This window comes from Actinoplanes sp. NPDC049118 (assembly GCF_040648555.1).
Classification (GTDB): domain Bacteria; phylum Actinomycetota; class Actinomycetes; order Mycobacteriales; family Micromonosporaceae; genus Actinoplanes.
Genome location: NZ_JBEZDY010000007.1, coordinates 89,531 through 109,010, shown reverse-complemented (window position 1 = coordinate 109,010; position 19,480 = coordinate 89,531). Strand labels below are relative to the sequence as shown.

The following is a 19,480-nucleotide window of genomic DNA, read 5'->3' as shown; positions in this document are numbered from 1 at the left end:
GGTTACGGCACCGTAGGTTACTGGCGGGTAGTGAGTCGCCTCACCGGGTGGTGTCCAGCCCGCGAAGGATGAGCGGCAGGCGATGAGGCGCGCCCGCCTCGACGACCACGGGGACACCCCAGTCCTGTCGGGTCAGGTGGCAGGCGGCGTGCTCGACGTCCGCGTCGCAGGTCGCGGCCTGCGCCACCACCTGCAGGATCCCCTTGGGTACGGCCGGATTGAGCACCAGCCGCCGGGACAGGTCGGTCGTGGTGCCCTCGCCCTCGAGCAGCAGTTCCGGCGGGGAGGCGGAGACCACCAGGCGGGTCGACGGACCGTACGTGGTGTCGAGCTTCTGACCCGGCGCCGGAGTGAAGATCACGTCCAGGGTCACCTCGCCCGGCGCCAGTGGGGACGGCGGCCGTTCGGTGCGGTGCCGCTCGCCCGCGACCGTCTTCACCACGCCGGGAGCGAGCCGGACCAGGCGGTGCGCGCCGGACTCGACCACGATCACCGAGCCGTCCCGGGTCACCAGGACGTCGCTCGGCTCCGCCAGCCCGGAGTCCACCGTCGACACCTCGCCGGACGCGGGGTCGAAGCGGCGTACCGCGCCGTTGTAGGTGTCCGCGACCAGCACCGAACCGTCCGGCAGCGCGCCGACGCCCAGCGGGTGCTGGAGCAGGGCGTCCCGCGCCGGGCCGTCCACGTGGCCGAAGTCGAACAGGCCCTGGCCGACGGCGGTGTGCAACTCTTCCGCCTCGATCCAGCGCAGGGCCGAGGTCTCGGCGTCCGCGATCCACAGGCGGTCACCGGCCGCGGAGAGCCCGGACGGCTGCGCCATCCACACGTCGGGCAGCGCGCCGTCGCGCAGGGACTCGACGGTCGTGCCCGCGTACACGCCGGCGGCGCCGGTGGCCGGGTCGAACCACCAGAGCTGGTGGATGCCGGCCATCGCGACGATCACCCGGCCGGCGAACCAGGCGACGTCCCACGGCGAGGAGAGCGACTCGCCGTCGTCCTCGGCGGACCGCCAGGGACGGCCGGTGCCCGCGACGGTGGTGACCTCGCCGGTGTCCAGCCGCAGGCCGCGGAGCAGGTGGTTGACCGTGTCCGCCACGACCACGTCGTAGCCGGCGGTGCCGGGGGGCAGCAGGCAGAGGCCCTGTGGCTCGGAGAAGCTCGCCGCGGCGGCCGGGCCGTCCGCGCGGCCGCGCTCGCCCGTGCCGATCCGGCGGATCAGCGTCTCGCCGTCCGGGGCCAGCTCGGCGAGCGAGTGGCGGGACGAGTCGGAGACCAGCAGGTTGCCGTTCGGCAGCTCGATCGCCTTGCCGGGGAAGCGCAGCAGCGTGTCGGGGGCGGCGGGCGGCACATAGGGGCCGTCGCCGCGGTGCAGCGTTCCCCTCGCCTCGTGGGTGGCGATCAGCTCGTCCAGCAACCGCACGAGGCCCTCGGCGTGTCCTTCGCCGGCCATCGAGGCGACGACGTAGCCCTCCGGGTCGATCACCGAGAGGGTTGGCCAGGCCTTCGCCGCGTACTGCTGCCACATCGCCATGTCGGCGTCGTCCAGGACCGGGTGGTGCACGCCGTACCGCTCGACGGCGGCGGCCAGGGCGGCGGGATCGCGCTCGTGCTCGAACTTGGGCGAGTGCACGCCGATGACGACGAGGGCGTCACCGAACTTCTCCTCGAGCGGACGCAGCTCGTCCAGCACGTGCAGGCAGTTGACGCAGCAGAAGGTCCAGAAGTCGAGCAGCACGACCTTGCCGCGCAGGTCGGCAAGGGTGAGGGAGCGGCCACCTGTGTTCAGCCAGCCTCGGCCCCGAAGCTCCGGGGCGCGTACGCGCGCGATCATGGGACCATCGTGCCCGACGCGCGGGCCCCGGACCGGCCGGGGTGGCCGCGCTTCGAATACGTCACCCGGGTCAGGTGCGAGGCTTGAGGCAGAGCACCTGCGAGCCGTTGTTGGCGGTCGGGTTCACCACGTAGGGCTGGTTCGGGTCCGGGCACTGCTCCTTGGCGTTGACGATCGCCGTCACCTCGAAGGAGCCCGCGTCGCTGCAGTTCGCGGTGACGGCGGCGTTGCCCTCGCGCTTGACGCAGTCGCCGGCCTTGACCGAGAAGCCGCTTCCGGCGCTGCCGTCGTGCGAACCCCGGGCGATCAGCCAGGTGACGCCGAGGGTGAGGCCGACGATCAGGCCGGCACCGAGGATGACCCCCAGAATCACTGGAAGCATCCGCACGTGCGGGGTCTCCGGCTTGGCCGCCACGGTGGAGACCACCTCGGGCGAGTCCTGCTTGAACGAGTCGAACCTGCCCTGTGCCGGATCGTCCGGCTCCTGGCGGCTCGGCCAGCTGGCGGTCTGCTCCGGTCCGGGCGGCGTGACCGTCGCGCGGCTGGCCGGGCCGGGGAAGACCCCGCCCATCCGCGGCCGCTCACCGAACGGCTGGGTGGAATCCGGCGCCGTAGCGGGCGGGAAGCCGTTCTCCAGCGGAGGCGCGGCGTGCATCGACGGCAGCGCCGGCGCGGGCACGTACGGCCGGTCCGGGGCCTGGTTGCGGCCCGCGACGTCGGTGGTGTGCTCGCCGTACTGGTCCGGGGGCGTCGTGCGGCCGGCAGGGTTGCCCGGTACCGGACCCTGCTGGCCGCGGCCGGCGATGTCGGTGGTGAACTCGCTGAACGCCTGGGGACCGCGGTCGTCCGGCTGCTCGACCGGCGCGGGGGGCGCGAAGGGCTGCCCGGGCGGGCTGACCCGGGCACTGGCCGTGGCCCGGCCCGCCGCGCGGTCGGGCGGGTGGTCACTACCCGGTGCGGGTGCCGCGCCGAAGGCCCCGGAGGCCTCGGGCGCGGCGCCGTCGAACGGAGCGGGGCGGCCGTCGAACGGGCTGACCGGAGCGGCGCCGTCGAACGGAGCGCCGCGCCCGTCGAAGGGGCTGACCGGCGCGGCGCCGAAGGAGTCCGAGGACGGCCGGGCGGCGAACGGGTCGGCCGGCGAAGGGCCGCCGAGAGGCGCGCGCTCGTCGGGCTGCCCGTCGGACAGTCCGGACGCACCGGACGACGGGCGGGCGCCGAAGGGAGCCTCGGCCGCGCGGCCGTAGGTGCCCTCGCCGCCGTCGGCCGGGGGCCGGCCGTAGGCGCCGTCCGGCTGGGCGGCGGACGGGCTCTCCGCCTGCGGGGCGTAGCGGCTCTCGGGCTCCGGGGCGTAGCGGCTCTCGGGCGCCGGGGCGTAACGGCTCTCGGGCGCCTGGACCTGCGGGTTTTCGGGTGTCTGGCTGTAGGCGCCTGAGGTGGGTGCCGCGCCCATGGCGCCGGATGTGGGCGCGGCACGGCGGGCGCCGGACCCCGGTGCCGAGCCGAACATGCCGCCGGCCGAATGGTCGTCGTCCTGGTACGGCTGTTCCGGTGCGGCCGGGGCCTCCTCGGCGAGCGCCGGGCGGCCGTAGACCCGCGACTGCGGGTTGGCCTGCGGCGGCGGCAACTCCTCGGCCTCGGGGGGCGGGGCGACCCGGCTCGACACCGGAACCGAGGCGCTGGCCGTCACCGGGCGGGCCGTGCCCTTGGCGGGGCCGGGCGGCTCGGCGGCGGACTCGGCCGGCTCAAGGCGCTCGGACGGGTCCCGCGGCTGCGGCACAGCCGCGGCGCTGCGCGGCTCGGCGACCATGGGCGCGCCGCCACTGCCGAACGAGGCGCCCGGAACGCGCTGGGCGTAACCGCCGCTGCCGCCCTCGGACCGGCTGAGGTCCGGCGAGCCGGCGACCGCGAACGAGGTGCCGGGGATCCGCTGGGGGTAGGCGGCGCCGCCGGCGCCGCTGCCGTCCTGGTCGGCACGGCCGAACGGGACGGACTGGTCGGGCTCGCCCGGGCGGTCGCCGAAGGGGCGGCGCGGGGGTGTCGACTGGCCGTCGTCTCCCGGGCGGTCGAAGGCGCCGCGGACCGGGAAGCCGCCGCTGTCCGGCGAACTCCGCGGTGCGAAGCCGTCCGCGCCACCGCGGGGGCCGAACGGGCCGCTGTCGCCGCCACCGTGCTGGGCGAACTCGCCGCTGTCGGCGCCGCGTGCGGGGAATGCCCCGCCGTCGGCGCCGCGCGAGGCGGGGGAGCCCGCGTCGGCCTCGCCGGGCGCGCCGAACGGGCCGCGGGCCGCGTAGGAGTCGTTGTCGGCCCCGCGGGCCGCGAACGCGCCGCTGTCGGCGTCGCTCCGGGCCGGGAGGCCGGCGCTGCCGCTCGCCGGGCCGCTGCGGGCCGCGAACGCGCCGCTGTCGCCCCGGGAGGCGAAGCCGGAGGCGGTGCTGTCCGGGCCGCCGCGGATCGGGAAGCTCGCGTTGCCCGTGCCGCCGCGCAGCGGGAAGCCGGCGCTCTCGGAGCCGCCGCGGGACCGGCCCGCGCCGCCGCGGGCGGGCAGGGCGCCGCCCTCGTCGGCGCCCCGGGGCGGGAGGCCGGCGTTGTCGGTGCCGGCGGGCGGCCCGTCGGGCAGACCGGTCAGGGTCGCGCCGGGCACGCGGATGCGTTGGTCTCCGAACGCGGACACGCCGGGCGCCCGGCCGGACTGACCGTCGGTGTCGTCGGGGCGTGCCGAGCCGAAGGGCTGCGGCGTGGCGGATCCGAACGGCTGGCGGGGCGCGGGTGCGCTGCCGGCCGGGGACTGGCCCGCGGGGGACGCGCCGAAGGAGCCGGGCCGGTCGAACGGCGAGCGGTGCTCGTCCGGGCCGCGTCGCGACATCTCCGGGCCGGCGGGCGGCGCGGGGTCGGCGGCGGGCTTGCGGGCGGGTGTGAAGCCGTTGAAGTCGCCGACCGGCCCGTCGAGCGGCCCGCCGGCGATACCGGGCGAGCGCTGCGGCAGGTCGCCGGCCCCGCCGCGGTAGGGATGCGGTTCGGCCGGCCGCGGCACGAACGGGTTGTCGTCCGGTGCCGCGCTCGGCTGTGCCGGCGGCGGGGGAGCCCACGCGGACTCGGGCGCCGGGAAGGCGCCGCCCGGGGCGGGCGAGGCGGGCGCGCGCTGCGGCAGACCGGGCTCGGGAGCCGTCGGACGCTGCGGCAGTTGGCCGGGCTCGGGCACCCGGGCGCTGGACGCGAACTTGGCCGCTCCCGGCCCGAAGGCAGGCCCGGGGGGCTGAGGCGCGGGCGATCCGGGCGCCGGCGTCTGACCGGCGGGCGGGACGGCGGGCACCACGAACGGCGAGCCGCCGTTCGGGGTGGCCTGTGGCGGCGGGCCGTACGCGCTGGGGAAGGACTCCTGCGCGTGCGGATAGGCCGGGGCGCGATCGGCGGCCTGCCGGCCGTCCGAGTCGGGTGGGAAACCGTCGGCGCCGAACGGGTCGGCCCCGCCGCCCGACGTGGCCCCCGGCTGCTGACCGGCGTGCTGGCCCTCGGACGTCATACGCGCCTCCTCCATGACTGTCGGCCGTGCCAGCTTTGCACGGAGCGGCCGACCCGGCAGAGCTGGGCGTCGCCCGGTCAACGCGCCCGGCCGGCCGAGCCGGGCAGGTGACCGTGCCCAACCGTACCGGTCGTAGCGGGTTGGAGGAATCCCGGTGTACGCCGTCCGGAGCGCGGCGGTGAGGCGAAAATCACGGTCGCGGGCGACGGTTGGATGCTTATTGCCCCGATTGGTACGCCGACGGCCCGCCCGGAAACCGGGCGGGCCGTCGGCTGCCGCTTCGATCAGAAATTGATCAGAGGATGCGGTGCTGGCTGAAGATGGCGATCTCGTTGCGCATCGACTGCGTGGGCGCGGCGTTCATCGCGCGATCGATGGCGCGGGCGTCACGCTTGGCGATGCGGCGGTTGCGGATGCGCTCGATGGTGCTCATTGCGGTGCTCACTTCCCTGGCCAGTCTGGCCTCGTCTTTGGTGCCGTGTTCCGGCGCTAGGTCTATTTAACCGCGCCGAAACACGATCCGCCAACGATTCGGGGGGTGATCCCGCTTACCTGCCTACGGATCGAAGGCAAGAAAAGCTACCCACCGTGGAAAATCAGGTCCAGGAGAGCAGTGCGCCCTCCGGGTCCTCGAGGAAGGCGCCGATGTCGCGCAGGAACTTCGAGCCCAGCTCGCCGTCCACCATGCGGTGGTCGAAGGACAGGCCCAGGGTGGTGACCTGGCGAATCTTGATCTTCCCCTTGTGCACCCACGGCGTGGGACGGATCGCCCCGAACACCAGGATGGCCGCCTCGCCCGGCGGCAGGATCGGCGTGCCGGTGTCCACGCCGAACACGCCGACGTTGGTGATCGAGAGGGTTCCGCCCGACATGTCCGACGGCGGCGTCTTGCCCGACTTAGCGGTTTGCACGAGGGCGTTCAAAGCATCCGCCAGCTCACGCAGTGTGAGCCGGCCGGCGTCCTTGACGTTCGGCACGATCAGGCCGCGCTCGGTCGCCGCCGCGATGCCCAGGTTGACGTAGTCCTTGACGATGATCTCGTTCGTCGCCGCGGACCAGGTCGAGTTGACCATCGGGTGCCGCTTGACCGCCAGCAGCACCGCCTTCGCCACGAGCAGCAGCGGCGAGATCCGGACGTCGCGGAACTCGGGCCGTGCCTTGATCCGCTCGAGCGACTTCATCGACCGGGTCACGTCCACGGTCAGGAACTCGGTCACGTGCGGCGCCGTGAACGCCGAGGCGACCATGTTCTCGGCCGTCAGCTTGCGCACGCCCTTGATCGGGATGCGCTGCTCCCGCGACGCGTCGAAGACCGCGGCCGGCGCCGGCCGGGAGACGGCCTCGGCCGGCGCCGGAGCCGCCAAGGCGCGCTGCACGTCGTCACGCGTGACTGAGCCCAGGGGGCCGGTGCCGGCGATGGTCGCCAGGTCGACGCCGAGGTCCCGGGCGAGCTTGCGCACCGGCGGCTTGGCCAGCACGGGGCCGGCCGGCCGGACCCGCGCGGCCGGCGAGGCCGGTGCGGGGGCGACCACGGGAGCCGGCGCCGGCGCCGGGGCCGCGGGTGCCGCCGGGGCGGGCGCCGCGTCAGCCGCCGCAGGCGGGGTTGCCGGTGCTGCGGTTGTGGAGCCGGTTGGCGTACCGATGCGGGGTCGGCGTTTTGCGGCGGTGGTCTTCGGGCCGTAGCCGACCAGGACGGCCGTGCGGCCGCCCGGAGCCGGACCACCGATCAGGCCCGGCTCGACCGCGCCCTCCTTGGGCGCGACCTCGACGGCCGCGAGCGACTCGGCCGAGGGAATCGGGCCCGCGCCCGGCTGCGTGTCGATCGAGATGATCGGCGAGCCGACCTCGACCGTCGTGCCGGCCTCGTGGAAGATCTGCGTGACGACGCCCGCCCACTTCGCGGGGATCTCGACCGCCGCCTTGGCCGTCTCCACCTCGACGATCGGCTGGTTGAGCTCGATCGTCTCGCCGACCTGGACCAGCCAGGTGAGGATCTCGCCCTCGGTCAGCCCCTCGCCCAGGTCGGGAAGGTTGAACTCCTTGATCCGCGACATCGGCGTCACCAGCCGAACGAGCGGTCGACGGCGTCCAGCACCCGGTCCAGGTCGGGCAGGTACTCCTCCTCGACGCGCGCGGCGGGGTAGGGCACGTCGTAGCCCGTCACCCGCAGGACCGGCGCCTCGAGCGAGTAGAAACACTCCTGGGTGATCCGCGCTGCGATCTCGGCGCCGAGGCCGAGGTTGCCGGGTGCCTCGTGCACGACGACGGCCCGGCCCGTCTTGCGGACGGACTCGAAGACCGGGCCCAGGTCGAGCGGGGAGAGGGTGCGCAGGTCGATGACCTCGAGCGTGCGGCCGTCCTCGGCCGCGGCCTGCGCCGCGTCAAGGGCCGTCCTGACCATCGGTCCGTAGGCGATGACGGTGGCGTCCGAACCCTCGCGGGCGACCCGCGACGCGTGCAGCGGGAACGAGGCCGGCGCGTCGAGCTCGACCTCGCCCTTCTCCCAGTAGCGGCGCTTCGGCTCGAAGAAGACGACCGGGTCGTCGGAGTCGATGGACTGCTGGATCATCGCGTACGCGTCGGCCGGGTTCGAGCAGGTCACGACCTTGAGGCCGGGGGTGTGCGCGAAGTAGGCCTCGGGCGACTCGGAGTGGTGCTCCACCGCGCCGATGCCGCCGCCGTACGGGATCCGGATGACGATCGGCAGCCGGACGTTGCCGCGCGAGCGGTAGTACATCTTCGCGACCTGCGCGACGATCTGGTTGTACGCCGGGAAGACGAACCCGTCGAACTGGATCTCGCAGACCGGCCGGTAGCCGCGGATGGCCAGGCCGACCGCGGTGCCGATGATGCCGGCCTCGGCCAGCGGGGTGTCGATGACGCGGTCGTCGCCGAAGTCCTTCTGCAGGCCGTCGGTGATCCGGAAGACGCCGCCGAGCTTGCCGACGTCCTCGCCCATGATGACGACCTTGGGGTCGTTCTCGAGCGCGCGCCGCAGGCCGTGGTTCAGGGCCTTGCCAAGGGTGATCGTCTCGGACATCAGTGTGCGCTCCCTTCGAACGAAGCCTCGTAAGCGGCGAACTGTGCGCGCTGAGCGTCGATCTCGGGCGAGCCGTTCGGGTAGACGTGGTCGAACATCGTGACCGGCTGCGGGTCCGGCATCGCCAGGACCCGTTCGCGCAGGTCGAGCGCGAGGGTGCGGGCCGAGTCGTCGACCTCGCCGAAGAACGTTTCGTCGGCGAGCTGCTGCTTGGCAAGGAACGCCTTCAGCCGGCTGATCGGGTCCTTGGCCTTCCAGGACTCGACCTCGCTGGCGATGCGGTAGCGGGTCGGGTCGTCGGAGCTGGTGTGCGCTCCCATCCGGTAGGTGTACGCCTCGATCAGGGTCGGGCCCTGTCCGTTGCGCGCCTGGTCCAGCGCCGCGCGGGTCACCGCGTACGTGGCGAGCACGTCGTTGCCGTCGATCCGGACGCCGGGGAAGCCGAAGCCCGCCGCGCGCCGGTAGAGCGGGATGCGGGTCTGCCGCTCGAGCGGCTCGGAGATCGCGTACTGGTTGTTCTGGCAGAAGAAGACCATCGGGGCGTGGAACACCCCGGCCCAGACGAACGACTCGTTGACCTCGCCCTGGCTGGTGGCGCCGTCGCCGAAGTAGGCGATGACCGCCTCGCCGTCCGGGCTGCCGGTCTTGCCGTCCATGGTGATGCCCATGGCGTAGCCGGTGGCGTGCAGCGTCTGCGACCCGATGACGATCGTGTAGCCGTTGAACTTGTACTTGTTCGCGTCCCAGCCGCCCTGGTCGACGCCCCGGAACAGGCCGAACGGCATGATCGGGTCGATACCGCGGGTGTACAGGACACCGTGCTCGCGGTACGTGGGGAACGCCATGTCCTGCGGTCGCAGCGCGCGGCCCGAGCCGACCTGTGCGGCCTCCTGGCCCAGCAGGCTGGCCCAGATGCCCAGCTCGCCCTGCCGCTGCAGCGCGGTCGCCTCGGCGTCGAGGCGGCGGACCGTCACGAGGTCCCGGTAGAGCTCGCGGTACTCGTCGTCGGTGAAGTCGACCGAGTACGTCACGCCGTCCGCCGTGGTGGCGCTGTCCACGCGCTCACCGTCGGGCGTGAGCAGCTGAACGAAACCGCCGGCCGGGGCGTCTGCCCCGACTTCGCTTTCGCCGTTCGCCATCCGTGTCTCCCTGTTTCATCTCTCTGGCCCACGGCGGGTGTTGCCCGTCCGCGCGGCTGACCGCTGGGGTACGCCGCGCCTGGCCCGGGTGGGGTTGCCGCGCGGCTGGCAGGCGTGGTTGAAAGACCCCGCCTGGGGAGTAACGACGACCACCGCCTCCCGCTGATTTACAGCCGACGACGGCGGTGCCGTCGCCACCATCCTCGCAGAGAACGTGAGTGGCGCCACAGGTCAGGTCGATCACAGATCCGAAATCTCGGCTGGCGCATTGGTGCCCGCATTTGTCCTATTAAGCGGTTTTCGTGCGGTCACTTCCGTCTGAACGGGCACTTTTCACCGCTGCCCGGACGGCCATGCGTCGTTCACCTCGATAGCCGAGTCCGATCCAAGTCGATCTTTATGTGCAGGGGGTGCTGGCCGTGCCGGAGCAACCGGACGACGACGGGCTCGTCCCGCCGATCAAGGTGATGCGCAGGCGCTTGAACGGTGTCTACAGCGCCGAGCACGGATTCGCCGGAACCACGCGTCGATATGTGCTGATCGTGGCCATGCTGGTGGGGCTGGCGTCATTACCGACGCTGGCGGCCATCACCGCGGGATCCAACGAACTCGAAGAGAATCGCGGCAGGGCGATGGACGCGCCGTTCATTCCGCCGGCGTCGTCCGGGCCGGTGCGGGTCTCGCCATACGCCTCGGCGCGGCCGGGCGCGTCGGCCCCGGACGCGACCGCATCTGCCGGGTCCTCGTCACCGGGCGGGCCCGGGGTCGTGCGGGGGCAGGCCCAGAAACAGAAGACCAGGCCAAAGGGGTACGGCCAGAGCGCCCGCCGCCGGGCTCCGGCCGCGAAGCACGGTTCGGCGTCCTCGGGCTCACGGCCCGCCGGCTCCGGTTCGGGTGGCTGGTCCGGGGGTTCCGGCCCGTCGACCGGCCGGCCCGTCGGGCTTGTGAAGGCGCCCAAGCCGCCCGCGTCCAAGCCGTCGGCGCCCGGCCTTCCCCGGATTCCGGTGAAGCCGGCCGTGCCGGACGAGTCCCGGCAGATCCCCGACCTGCCGCCCGTGCCGGACCTTCCGCCCGTGCTGGACCTCCCATCCGTGCCGGATGTCCCGGATCTCCCGGACATTCCGGATCTCCCGGATGTGCCGGACTCCCCGGACGGCTCGCGTGACGGTGGCTCGAACGGCCCGTCTGACGGCGGTGACCCGGATGATTCGCCGGCCGGCGGTTCGGACGACTCGGGCGGCGGTGAGCCTCAGCCGTCGGCGAAGCCGGTCCGCCCACCGTGGTGCCTGGACCGCACCGACTGCTCGGCCCGCCCGGCGCAACACCACCGCCGGGCCCGGCCCCGGAACGGGCACTGCGACGACCCGAACCACCGCGCGCGCCGGTCGCAGCGCCGCGAGGACCGCGGCCGGACGATCTCCGTCCACATCGAACCGGCCGACGGGAACGGCCGCCGCGTGACGATCGCGGCCGTGCCCGAGCCGGTCCTAAACAACGCACGCAAGCAGCCGAAACAGGTCGGTAAGACCGTCAGCATCCGGGTGGCGAAGGCCGCGCCCGGTCCGACTCCCGCCGGAGGTCAGAAGTGACCGAACGCCCGCAGAACGTCCGACCCGCCCGCAGCGCGGAGCGCACCCACAACAGCCACCGTTATCAGCCGGCGTGCGCCGAGGCCGGACAGACCGCGACGGCGGTCCGCGCCTACCGCGGCAGCCACCGTGCGGAACGCATGCACCGCGCGGACGACCGCACGGGCGCACACCACCGCAGCTCCCGGGTCGGACGGCACCACGCCGACCCGCAGCCGCAGGACCACCAGAACCGCTGGTGAACAGGCCCCTCACCCGGCGACGTGGAGGCTCGCCGGGTGAGGAGGGGTCCACCCGCGCCCGACTCCCGTCCGGGCGGCCGCGCCGGCCCGCCCGTCAGGAGTCGTCGGTGAGGCGGTGGCGGTTGGTCTCGATCCAGGCGTCGATGGCCTCGGTATCGTTCGGGTCGACGCCCTCGGAGATCAGTTGGGCCACCGCCGCCGTCGCCGGGCTGCGCTTCTCGCCGGTGGCGTACAGGCGGGCGAACTCCGGGATCATCTCCTCGACCACGGTGTCCGTCTGCTCCCAGGCCGCGGCCGGCAGGCCGCGCTTGCGGGTCGCGTAGGCCGACCAGGCCCGGGTCACCCGGGGCAGCATCGCCGCGTCGTCCATGTCCAGCACCGCGCGGCGGTGCACCCAGTCCAGCAGGAACAGGCCCGCGACCGCAGGGCTCCAGCGCAGCGGGTCCGGCTCCGGCAGGCTCGCCGCGTGGTCGAGGATCAGGCTCAGGCAGAAGTGCAGCGACGCCAGCTCGTCGTCGGCCGACACGTCGTTGAGGGTGAAGCGGGCCGCCTCGGGCGAGGACAGGAAGTCGCGCAGCAGCCGCTCGCGGTCCGGGCCGCTCAGCTCCGGCGGCTCGGCCAGCGCCGGCACCGTCGACGCCGGCAGCAGGGCCAGCCGGGCCGTGGCCAGGGCCCGGTCGGTCGCGAGGTTGCCGTCCGACGGCAGGTCGCTGAGGCCGTCCGTGATCTCCAGGTGCTTGCTAACCTCGCCGCGCAGGCGACCCGGGTCCTCCTCGCGGAACCAGGTCAGCTCGTCGGTCGCGCACATCTCGCGGACCTGGCCCAGCACGCGTTCGGCCGGGCCGCCGACGAAGATGTCCTTGGTGATGCCGATGTTGTGGTCGACGAGCGCCACCACGGCGTGCGGGGGCCCGCCGTCCTCCGCGTCGTCGTAGGCGAAGGTGACCAGGTAGGACGTCTGGTCGCCGTATACGTCGCCGTAGGCGTAACAGCCGGTCGGGCGCACCCGGCCGAGCTGCTCCGTCCAGGCCGGCGCCTGTGCGCCGCGGCGGACCTCGGCCGCGCCCGGCGCGTCCGGCACGAGCGTCGCGAAGACCTCGCGGATCGTCGTCGCGGAGGCCGTGCGCCGCCGCGAGGTCGCGCTCAGGAACTGTCCGACGAACTCCCGGACCGCCGCGGCGCGGTCGGTGACCGCCACGGAGTACACGCTGCCGAGTAGTGCGGTGCCCAGCATCTCGGCGTCCAGCGCGCAGTCGAGCTTCGCCACGTCGCGGGCCGCGTGCAGGACCGCGTCGTATGGATTCTGGGGTGCCGCCATGCGGCCGAGCCTACCGGTAACGCAGGCCGCGGGCCCTATTCCGAACGGACGACCGTCAACGCCTCCCGCGCCTGCGCGTACGAGTTCAGCACCTCGCGGACCGGCGCGACCACGTACTCGCGGGCCACCTCGGTGACCGAGACGCGCAGCCGCTGCTCGGCACGCCGGCCGGCACGCTTGGCGCCCAGGTTGACGATCGGATGCAGCAGCAACGCCAGCAACGCGCCCAGCAACAGGCCGCCGAGCAGCAGCAACGTCGGCAGCGGCACCTCGCCGACCATCGGGTCGTCGAACGCCGGCAGGCCGATGATGCGGACCGCGTAGCCCGCGATGAGCCAGCCCAGGCCGACGACCGCCGCGATGGTGAGCAGCCACTGCAGCAGCCCGACCGCGGTCCACCAGAGCGGCTTGCGGCTCATGCCCAGATCGGTCCGGGCGACCGCCCGGTCGAGCGCGTCGGGCAGGTCGCCCAGCCGGGAACGGGCGGCGGCGTTCAGCGCGGGGGCCCAGACCTCGGGGATGGGCGCGGCCGCCCGCGCGGCCACCGCCCGCACGGACAGACCGACCGCGGACTTCTGCGCCGCGTCGGCCTCCGGGAGGGAGGTGCGCGAGACGGGCACGAGGTCGGTCGACGGCGCGGGCTTCTCGGTCGAGAGGTGCAGCCGCTTGAGCGGGTCCGGGCGCAGCTTGCGAACGCCGCGGACCAGCGGCCAGCCGGTGCTGGCGATCGCCCGGTGCCGGTACGCGCCCGCGGTCGCCGAGGCCACCGCCGGCACGCCCGCCGAGGCGGCGAGCGCCTCGCTGAGCTGCCGCACCGTCGCGCGGTCGACCTCGTCCTCCGCGGCGGGCGGGCCGATCGTCGCGCCGAGCTGCTCGGCGACCAGGTCAAGGTCGCCGGCGAGACGGCGCAGCGCGGACTGCCGCTCGGCGACCGTCTTCTCCAGGGCCGCGCGCAGCTCGGTGAGCATGCCGGGCTGCTTCGCGGAGGTCGCCATCGCCGGTACGTCCGTGAGGCCGTCCTCGGTGAGGAGCCGCCGCAGGTCGGTCAGGACGATCTCCGTGTCGCCGGGTGAGAGCCGGTCCGCCTGGTTGAGTACCACGATCGTGATGTCGCTGTGCTGCTTGAACTGCCGCAGATAGGCGTTGTGCAGGATCCGGTCGCCGTACTTCTGCGGGTCGACCACCCACACCACCTGGTCGACGAGGCCGAGCAGGCGGTCGACCTCGAGCCGGTGCCCGCGCTCGACCGAGTCGAAGTCGGGCAGGTCGAGCAGCACGAGCCCGCGCAGCGCGGCCTCGTCGTCGCCGTCGAGGGCGCTCTCGCGGATGTAGCGCTGCCGTGGCAGCACGCCGACCCAGTCGAGCAGCTTGTTCGCCGGTCCGAGCGGGCCCCAGACGCACGCGTGCGCGACACCGGTCGTCGGCCGCCGCACGCCGACCGGCGAGAGTTTCAGCCGGGCGAGCGCGTTGAAGAGGCTGGACTTGCCGCTGCCGGTGCTGCCGGCGAGGGCGACGACCGTGTGGTCCTGGGAGAGGGCGAGCCGGCTGCCGGCCCGCTCGACAAGCGTGTGCGCGGCGACCAGGTCGTTGTCCGGCAGGTACGGGTCGGTCACGCGCAGGAAGCGACCCAGCGCGTCGAGCCGCGCGACGAGCTGTTCGGGGTCCACCCGGTCGTCGCGCGCCAGCGCGTTCTTGACCCGCTCGACGAGGCTCATGACGGCGTCCCGGTCAACGCGACTTCCTCCCTGGCACGCTCCACATCGGCCGCGGCCTGCCGCAGGGCGGCGCCCGGTTCCAGCTCCAGCCGCACGGCCGCGGTGCGGTCGGTGTAGCGGGCCGCCTCCGCCTCGAGCAGCACGTCGACCCGCGCGAGAAGTTCCTCGCGCGCCCGGGCGGCCAGGGTGCGGATCGCCTGGTCGCCGAAGAGCGCCTCGAGCACCTTCTGCGCGGCGATCGTGGTGCCCGCGCCGACCGCCACCTCGGCGCCGGTCGGTATGAACGCGGTCGAGGTGAAGACGGCGACCATCACGGTCAGGCCGACGCCGTTGACCGCGTACGCGGTGCCGCGCGCGAGGGTCCGCTTGTCGCCGGCTTCGCTGCGCACCAGGTCGAGCACGAACCGCTGCCAGTCGCGGACCACGCGCTCGGCGCGTTGCGGCAGGTCCGCGGACGCCTTCTGCAGGGCCGGATCCAGCAGCGCCGCCCCGGCCGGGTGCGCCTGCCACGCCGAGTACGCCTGCTCCGCCGCGTCCGCCGCGACCCCGCGCAGCAGGGTGACCAGCTGGGTCTCCAGGGCGGCCTGCAGATTGCGCCCCGGCGCCGGGCGCCCGGTGACCGCCGCGACGACCTTGTCGCGCAGCTGGCCGACCCGCGACTCCAGCGTCCTGAGGAACTCGCCGGTCCCGATGAACTCCTGCCAGCGGGCCAGCACCTCGCCGCGGAGCAGGCGCCCGTCCTGCAGGCCCGCCTCGATCGTGCGGCGGCCAGTGCGGTAGGCCGCGGTCACCCGCTCGTCCAGGGCCTTGGCGGCCTTGGCCTGCTCGTCCGCGGCCTCCGCGAGTCCGGCGACGGCCGGGCCCAGCGCGGCGAGCGCGCCGTCCAGCGTCTGCTTGACGACGGCCGCGCGCGCCTCGGCGTCGGCCGCGAGCTGCGCGAACCAGTCGCGCAGCGGTCGCATCGCACCCTCCGGCAGCAGGCCCTGCCCGTCCAGCGCGGACTCCGGCAGCACGAACAGCGGCGCGGCGCCCATGTCGCGGGCGGCGAGCATCTCGCCGAGGTGCGTGGAGACCTCGCCGGCGGCCTCGGGCGGAACCCGGTCCAGCACCAGCGCGATCACCGTGCCGCGCAGCCGGGCGGTGGTCAGCAGCTCCCACGGCACGGCGTCCGCGTAGCGCGCGGCGGTCGTGACGAACAACCACAGGTCGGCCGCGGCGAGCAACTGCGCGGCCAGCGCCCGGTTCCCCTCGACGACCGAGTCGATGTCCGGGGCGTCGAGGAAGGCGAGGCCGGGTCCGAGCGCGGGCGCGGAGACCAGCTGCAGCGCCCGCGGGTCCGAGGAGCCCTCCGCCGTGCGCGTCAGGCTCGGCAGGAGCTGGCCCTGGCGGAACCAGGGGGAGTCGGACGGGTGGCAGACCAGGACCGGCGAACGGGTCGTCGGCCGCAGCACGCCGGCGGTGCTGACGGGCGCCCGGACCAGGCTGTTGACCAGGGTGGACTTGCCCGCGCCGGTGGAGCCGCCGACGACGACGAGCAGCGGCGCGTCGAGCCGGGCGAGGCGCGGCAGCAGGTAGTCGTCCAACTGCGACACCAGGGCGGTGCCGATCCGCCCGGCCTCCTCGGCCGAGGGCATGACCAGCGGGTACGTGGCACCGCCGATCGCCGCGCGCAGCCGGGAGAGCGCGGTGGCGAGCTCGCCGACGGCGGCCGGCGGCTCGACCGGCAGGTCCGGCTCCGCCTCGGTCAGCGGTTCCGTGACCTCGGTCACCGGTTCCGCGGCCGGCGGTGGCTCCGCGGCGGCCCCGGGGTCCGTGGACATGCCGGACGGCGCCGCCGTTTCGGCCGGCACGGAGTCGGCGGGAGTGGCAGGGTCGGAATCCGCGTCAATCGTGTCTGTGGGCATCGGTTCATCGACCGGCTTCGTTTTCGCGGCCTCGGGGCCGTCATCCGGCGTCGCCGCCTCTGGAATCGCGGGAGCGCTCTCCGGCCGGTCTTCGTCCACGGTGCCGGGTTCGGTGATCGACTCGTCCGGGGCATCGACCTCGGCGGGCCGTTTCGACTTCGTCGTCACGACGTTTCCCGTGGTGGAGGCCGTGGCAGGGGGCCACTCCGGCTTCGGTGGAGCGGCGGCGGCCGACTCCGGCGCGGCGTCCGCCTCCGGCTGCTCGGCCCCGGTGGGAGGGCCTGCGGCATCGGCGGTTGTTGCCGTATGAGATGGTTTGTCTGATTTTGTGCGGACCGGGGCCGTCGAAGCGCCGTTCGCCTGGGCTTTTGTGGGGGGCGGGTCGGCTACGGCGGGAGTGGCCGACGGACCGACCGCGTCACCGTGCGTCGTCACGGGTAAAGCGTGCCCGATCTATGCATCGCAGACAACAGGTACCCCGCGGCCGTGACCGGACAGGTACCTCCCGAACGTGACTTGCGCCGCCTGGACTCAACTTTGACTTGCACATGTGCATCCCCGTGGCATCATTGAGCCCGGTCCACTCAACTTGAGAACCCAAGACATTCGAAGATTTTGGCAAGAAGCGAGGAAGCGAACATGGCACGAGCGGTCGGCATCGACCTCGGCACCACGAACTCCTGCGTCAGCGTTCTGGAGGGCGGTGAGCCCACCGTCGTCGCGAACGCGGAGGGTTCCCGGACGACGCCGTCCATCGTCGCCTTCGCCCGCAACGGCGAGGTGCTCGTCGGCGAGGTGGCCAAGCGCCAGGCGGTGACCAACCCCGACCGGACGATCCGTTCGGTCAAGCGCGAGGTCGGCACCAACTGGTCCGTCGACATCGACAGCAAGAAGTACACCCCGCAGGAGATCTCGGCGCGGGTGCTCATGAAGCTCAAGCGCGACTCCGAGGCCTACCTCGGCGAGTCGGTCACGGATGCGGTCATCACCGTCCCGGCCTACTTCAACGACGCGCAGCGCCAGGCCACCAAGGAGGCCGGCGAGATCGCGGGCTTCAACGTCCTGCGCATCGTCAACGAGCCCACCGCCGCCGCCCTCGCATACGGCCTGGACAAGGGCTCCAAGGAGCAGACCGTCCTGGTCTTCGACCTCGGCGGCGGCACCTTCGACGTCTCCCTGCTCGAGCTGGGCGAGGGCGTCATCGAGGTCAAGGCGACCTCCGGCGACAACCACCTCGGCGGCGACGACTGGGACCAGCGGGTCATCGACCACCTGGTCAAGACGTTCCGTGGCGAGCACGGCATCGACCTGGGCAACGACAAGATGGCGCTGCAGCGTCTGCGCGAGGCCGCCGAGAAGGCCAAGATCGAGCTGTCGGCCGCGTCGACCACCAGCATCAACCTGCCCTACATCACGGCCGGCCCCGCCGGCCCGCTGCACCTCGACGTGAACCTGAGCCGTTCGGAGTTCCAGCGCATGACGCAGGACCTGCTGGACCGCTGCAAGGGCCCGTTCGAGCAGGCCATCAAGGACGCCAACATCAAGGTCGCCGACGTCGACCACGTCATCCTGGTCGGCGGCTCGACCCGCATGCCCGCCGTCTCCGACCTGGTCAAGTCGATGACCGGCCGCGACCCGAACAAGGGCGTCAACCCTGACGAGGTCGTCGCCGTCGGCGCCGCCCTGCAGGCCGGCGTGCTCAAGGGTGAGGTCAAGGACGTCCTGCTGCTCGACGTGACCCCGCTGTCGCTGGGCATCGAGACCAAGGGCGGCATCTTCACCAAGCTCATCGAGCGCAACACCACGATCCCGACCAAGCGCTCCGAGGTCTTCACCACGGCCGACGACAACCAGCCGTCCGTGCTGATCCAGGTCTTCCAGGGCGAGCGCGAGATCGCGGCCTACAACAAGAAGCTCGGCACCTTCGAGCTGACCGGCCTGCCGCCGGCACCGCGCAACGTGCCCCAGATCGAGGTCACCTTCGACATCGACGCGAACGGCATCGTGCACGTCGCCGCGAAGGACATGGGCACCGGCAAGGAGCAGAAGATGACGATCACCGGCGGCTCCGCGCTGCCGAAGGACGACATCGAGCGCATGATGCGCGACGCGCAGGACCACGCCGACGAGGACAAGCAGCGCAAGGACGACGCGGAGACGCGCAACCTGGCCGAGCAGCTGCAGTGGCAGACCGAGAAGTTCCTCGCCGAGAGCGGCGACAAGCTGCCCGAGGAGAGCAGGACCGGAATCAGCGAGGCGCTGGGCGACCTGCGCGGCGCACTCGGCGGCAGCGACATCGAGAAGATCAAGACCGCGCACGAGAAGCTGGCCTCGGTCTCGCAGCAGGCCGGTTCCCTGCTGTACGCGCAGCAGAGCCAGGACGGCACGCAGGATGCGCCGGGCCCCGACGGCACCCAGGGCGCGCCCGGTGGCGCCGGCGCGAGCGCGGGCCCGTCCGGCGGTGCTGACGACGTCGTGGACGCCGAGATCGTCGAGGACGACAAGAAGTGAGCCGCTCGGACGACGAGAACGACGGTCAGGGCACCGAGCGCGTCGTCATCCGGGACCGGCGCAAGATCGATGTGAAGGGTAAGGGCACCACGGTGGCCAAGGAGGCCGAGGAGGAGTCCGCGGGGGGCGCGCACCGCGCAGTCGAGGAGCCGGAGGAGGAAGTGGCCGTCGCCGCGACCGCCCTCGGCGCCGAACTGGCGGCGTTGCGTACCGAACTCGACGAGCGGACCCGGGACCTGCAGCGGGTGACGGCCGAGTACGCCAACTACCGCAAGCGGGTCGACCGCGACCGGAGCGCGGCGGCCGAGCAGACCACGGGCGCGGTGCTCACCGCGCTGCTGCCGGTGCTGGACGACATCGACCGGGCCCGGGAGCACGGCGACCTGGTCGGTCCGTTCGCCACCGTGGCCGAGGCGCTCGGCGCCTCGGTCGGCAAGCTCGGGATCGTGGCGTTCGGCGAGAAGGGCGACCCGTTCGACCCGACCCGCCACGAGGCGGTCGCGCACCTGACGTCCGCGGACGTCACGGAGCCGACCTGCGTCGAGGTCATGCGCCGCGGTTACAGCCTGGGCGAGCGGCTGTTGCGGCCCGCCCTGGTCGCGGTCGCCGATCCCGCGTGACGACCACCAGTCCCGCCCGCCGTGAGGCGGGCGGGACACCGGCATATCCGT

At 73.4% G+C, this 19,480-nt stretch carries 13 protein-coding genes; 4 read left to right on the top strand and 9 right to left on the bottom strand.

The genetic code is table 11. The features are described 5' to 3' along the window. Nucleotides 1–40: 40 nt before the first annotated feature. The 6 genes from AB0B58_RS12680 to pdhA form a co-directional block, all read right to left on the bottom strand. Nucleotides 41–1,831 (bottom strand): NHL domain-containing thioredoxin family protein, encoded by a 1,791-nt coding sequence (locus AB0B58_RS12680; protein ID WP_360222099.1) that lies wholly within the window; start codon nucleotides 1,829–1,831, stop codon nucleotides 41–43. 70 nt (nucleotides 1,832–1,901) lie between these two features. After that, on the bottom strand, nucleotides 1,902–5,351 hold the full coding sequence (locus AB0B58_RS12675) for a hypothetical protein (protein ID WP_360222096.1): 3,450 nt from the start codon (nucleotides 5,349–5,351) through the stop codon (nucleotides 1,902–1,904). 295 nt (nucleotides 5,352–5,646) lie between these two features. Then, complete coding sequence (locus AB0B58_RS12670; RefSeq protein WP_360222093.1) at nucleotides 5,647–5,784, bottom strand: hypothetical protein; 138 nt, start codon at nucleotides 5,782–5,784, stop codon at nucleotides 5,647–5,649. A 163-nt stretch (nucleotides 5,785–5,947) separates the two neighbouring features. Beyond that, complete coding sequence (locus AB0B58_RS12665) at nucleotides 5,948–7,414, bottom strand: dihydrolipoamide acetyltransferase family protein (RefSeq protein ID WP_360222090.1); 1,467 nt, start codon at nucleotides 7,412–7,414, stop codon at nucleotides 5,948–5,950. Beyond that, complete coding sequence (locus AB0B58_RS12660; RefSeq protein ID WP_360222702.1) at nucleotides 7,411–8,394, bottom strand: alpha-ketoacid dehydrogenase subunit beta; 984 nt, start codon at nucleotides 8,392–8,394, stop codon at nucleotides 7,411–7,413. The genes AB0B58_RS12665 and AB0B58_RS12660 overlap by 4 nt, the downstream gene beginning before the upstream one ends. Next, a complete protein-coding gene (gene pdhA, locus AB0B58_RS12655) occupies nucleotides 8,391–9,530 on the bottom strand; it encodes a pyruvate dehydrogenase (acetyl-transferring) E1 component subunit alpha (protein WP_360222087.1) in 1,140 nt (379 codons plus the stop codon). The genes AB0B58_RS12660 and pdhA overlap by 4 nt, the downstream gene beginning before the upstream one ends. Before the next feature lie 419 nt (nucleotides 9,531–9,949). On the opposite strand from pdhA, the gene AB0B58_RS12650 reads away from it, so the two are divergent. Next, nucleotides 9,950–11,119, top strand: coding sequence for a hypothetical protein (locus tag AB0B58_RS12650; protein ID WP_360222084.1), 1,170 nt, complete (start codon nucleotides 9,950–9,952; stop codon nucleotides 11,117–11,119). Continuing rightward, complete coding sequence (locus AB0B58_RS12645) at nucleotides 11,116–11,361, top strand: hypothetical protein (protein WP_360222081.1); 246 nt, start codon at nucleotides 11,116–11,118, stop codon at nucleotides 11,359–11,361. Before AB0B58_RS12650 ends, AB0B58_RS12645 begins: the two co-directional genes overlap by 4 nt. Nucleotides 11,362–11,455: 94 nt before the next feature. Here the strand turns inward: AB0B58_RS12645 and AB0B58_RS12640 are convergent, their stop codons facing one another. The 3 genes from AB0B58_RS12640 to AB0B58_RS12630 are packed head-to-tail and all read right to left on the bottom strand — an operon-like array spanning nucleotide 11,456 to nucleotide 16,214. After that, nucleotides 11,456–12,679 (bottom strand): hypothetical protein, encoded by a 1,224-nt coding sequence (locus AB0B58_RS12640; protein ID WP_360222078.1) that lies wholly within the window; start codon nucleotides 12,677–12,679, stop codon nucleotides 11,456–11,458. Nucleotides 12,680–12,714: 35 nt separating this feature from the next. Beyond that, complete coding sequence (locus AB0B58_RS12635; protein ID WP_360222075.1) at nucleotides 12,715–14,394, bottom strand: GTPase; 1,680 nt, start codon at nucleotides 14,392–14,394, stop codon at nucleotides 12,715–12,717. Next, nucleotides 14,391–16,214, bottom strand: a complete 1,824-nt coding sequence (locus AB0B58_RS12630) for an ABC transporter (protein WP_360222699.1) — start codon at nucleotides 16,212–16,214, stop codon at nucleotides 14,391–14,393. The genes AB0B58_RS12635 and AB0B58_RS12630 overlap by 4 nt, the downstream gene beginning before the upstream one ends. A gap of 723 nt (nucleotides 16,215–16,937) precedes the next feature. Between AB0B58_RS12630 and dnaK the strand changes: the two genes are divergently transcribed. After that, nucleotides 16,938–18,809 carry a molecular chaperone DnaK gene (dnaK, locus tag AB0B58_RS12625; RefSeq protein WP_360222072.1) on the top strand — a complete coding sequence of 624 codons (1,872 nt, stop codon included), beginning with the start codon at nucleotides 16,938–16,940 and terminating at the stop codon, nucleotides 18,807–18,809. After that, complete coding sequence (gene grpE, locus AB0B58_RS12620) at nucleotides 18,806–19,429, top strand: nucleotide exchange factor GrpE (protein WP_360222069.1); 624 nt, start codon at nucleotides 18,806–18,808, stop codon at nucleotides 19,427–19,429. Before dnaK ends, grpE begins: the two co-directional genes overlap by 4 nt. Nucleotides 19,430–19,480: the final 51 nt, after the last annotated feature.

Coding starts and splice junctions, on each gene's coding strand:
- AB0B58_RS12680 (WP_360222099.1), bottom strand. CDS start 1,831: ATGATCGCGCGCGTACGCGCCCCGGAGCTTCGGGGCCGAGGCTGGCTG.
- AB0B58_RS12675 (WP_360222096.1), bottom strand. CDS start 5,351: ATGACGTCCGAGGGCCAGCACGCCGGTCAGCAGCCGGGGGCCACGTCG.
- AB0B58_RS12670 (WP_360222093.1), bottom strand. CDS start 5,784: ATGAGCACCATCGAGCGCATCCGCAACCGCCGCATCGCCAAGCGTGAC.
- pdhA (WP_360222087.1), bottom strand. CDS start 9,530: ATGGCGAACGGCGAAAGCGAAGTCGGGGCAGACGCCCCGGCCGGCGGT.
- AB0B58_RS12640 (WP_360222078.1), bottom strand. CDS start 12,679: ATGGCGGCACCCCAGAATCCATACGACGCGGTCCTGCACGCGGCCCGC.
- AB0B58_RS12635 (WP_360222075.1), bottom strand. CDS start 14,394: ATGAGCCTCGTCGAGCGGGTCAAGAACGCGCTGGCGCGCGACGACCGG.
- AB0B58_RS12630 (WP_360222699.1), bottom strand. CDS start 16,214: ATGTCCACGGACCCCGGGGCCGCCGCGGAGCCACCGCCGGCCGCGGAA.
- dnaK (WP_360222072.1), top strand. CDS start 16,938: ATGGCACGAGCGGTCGGCATCGACCTCGGCACCACGAACTCCTGCGTC.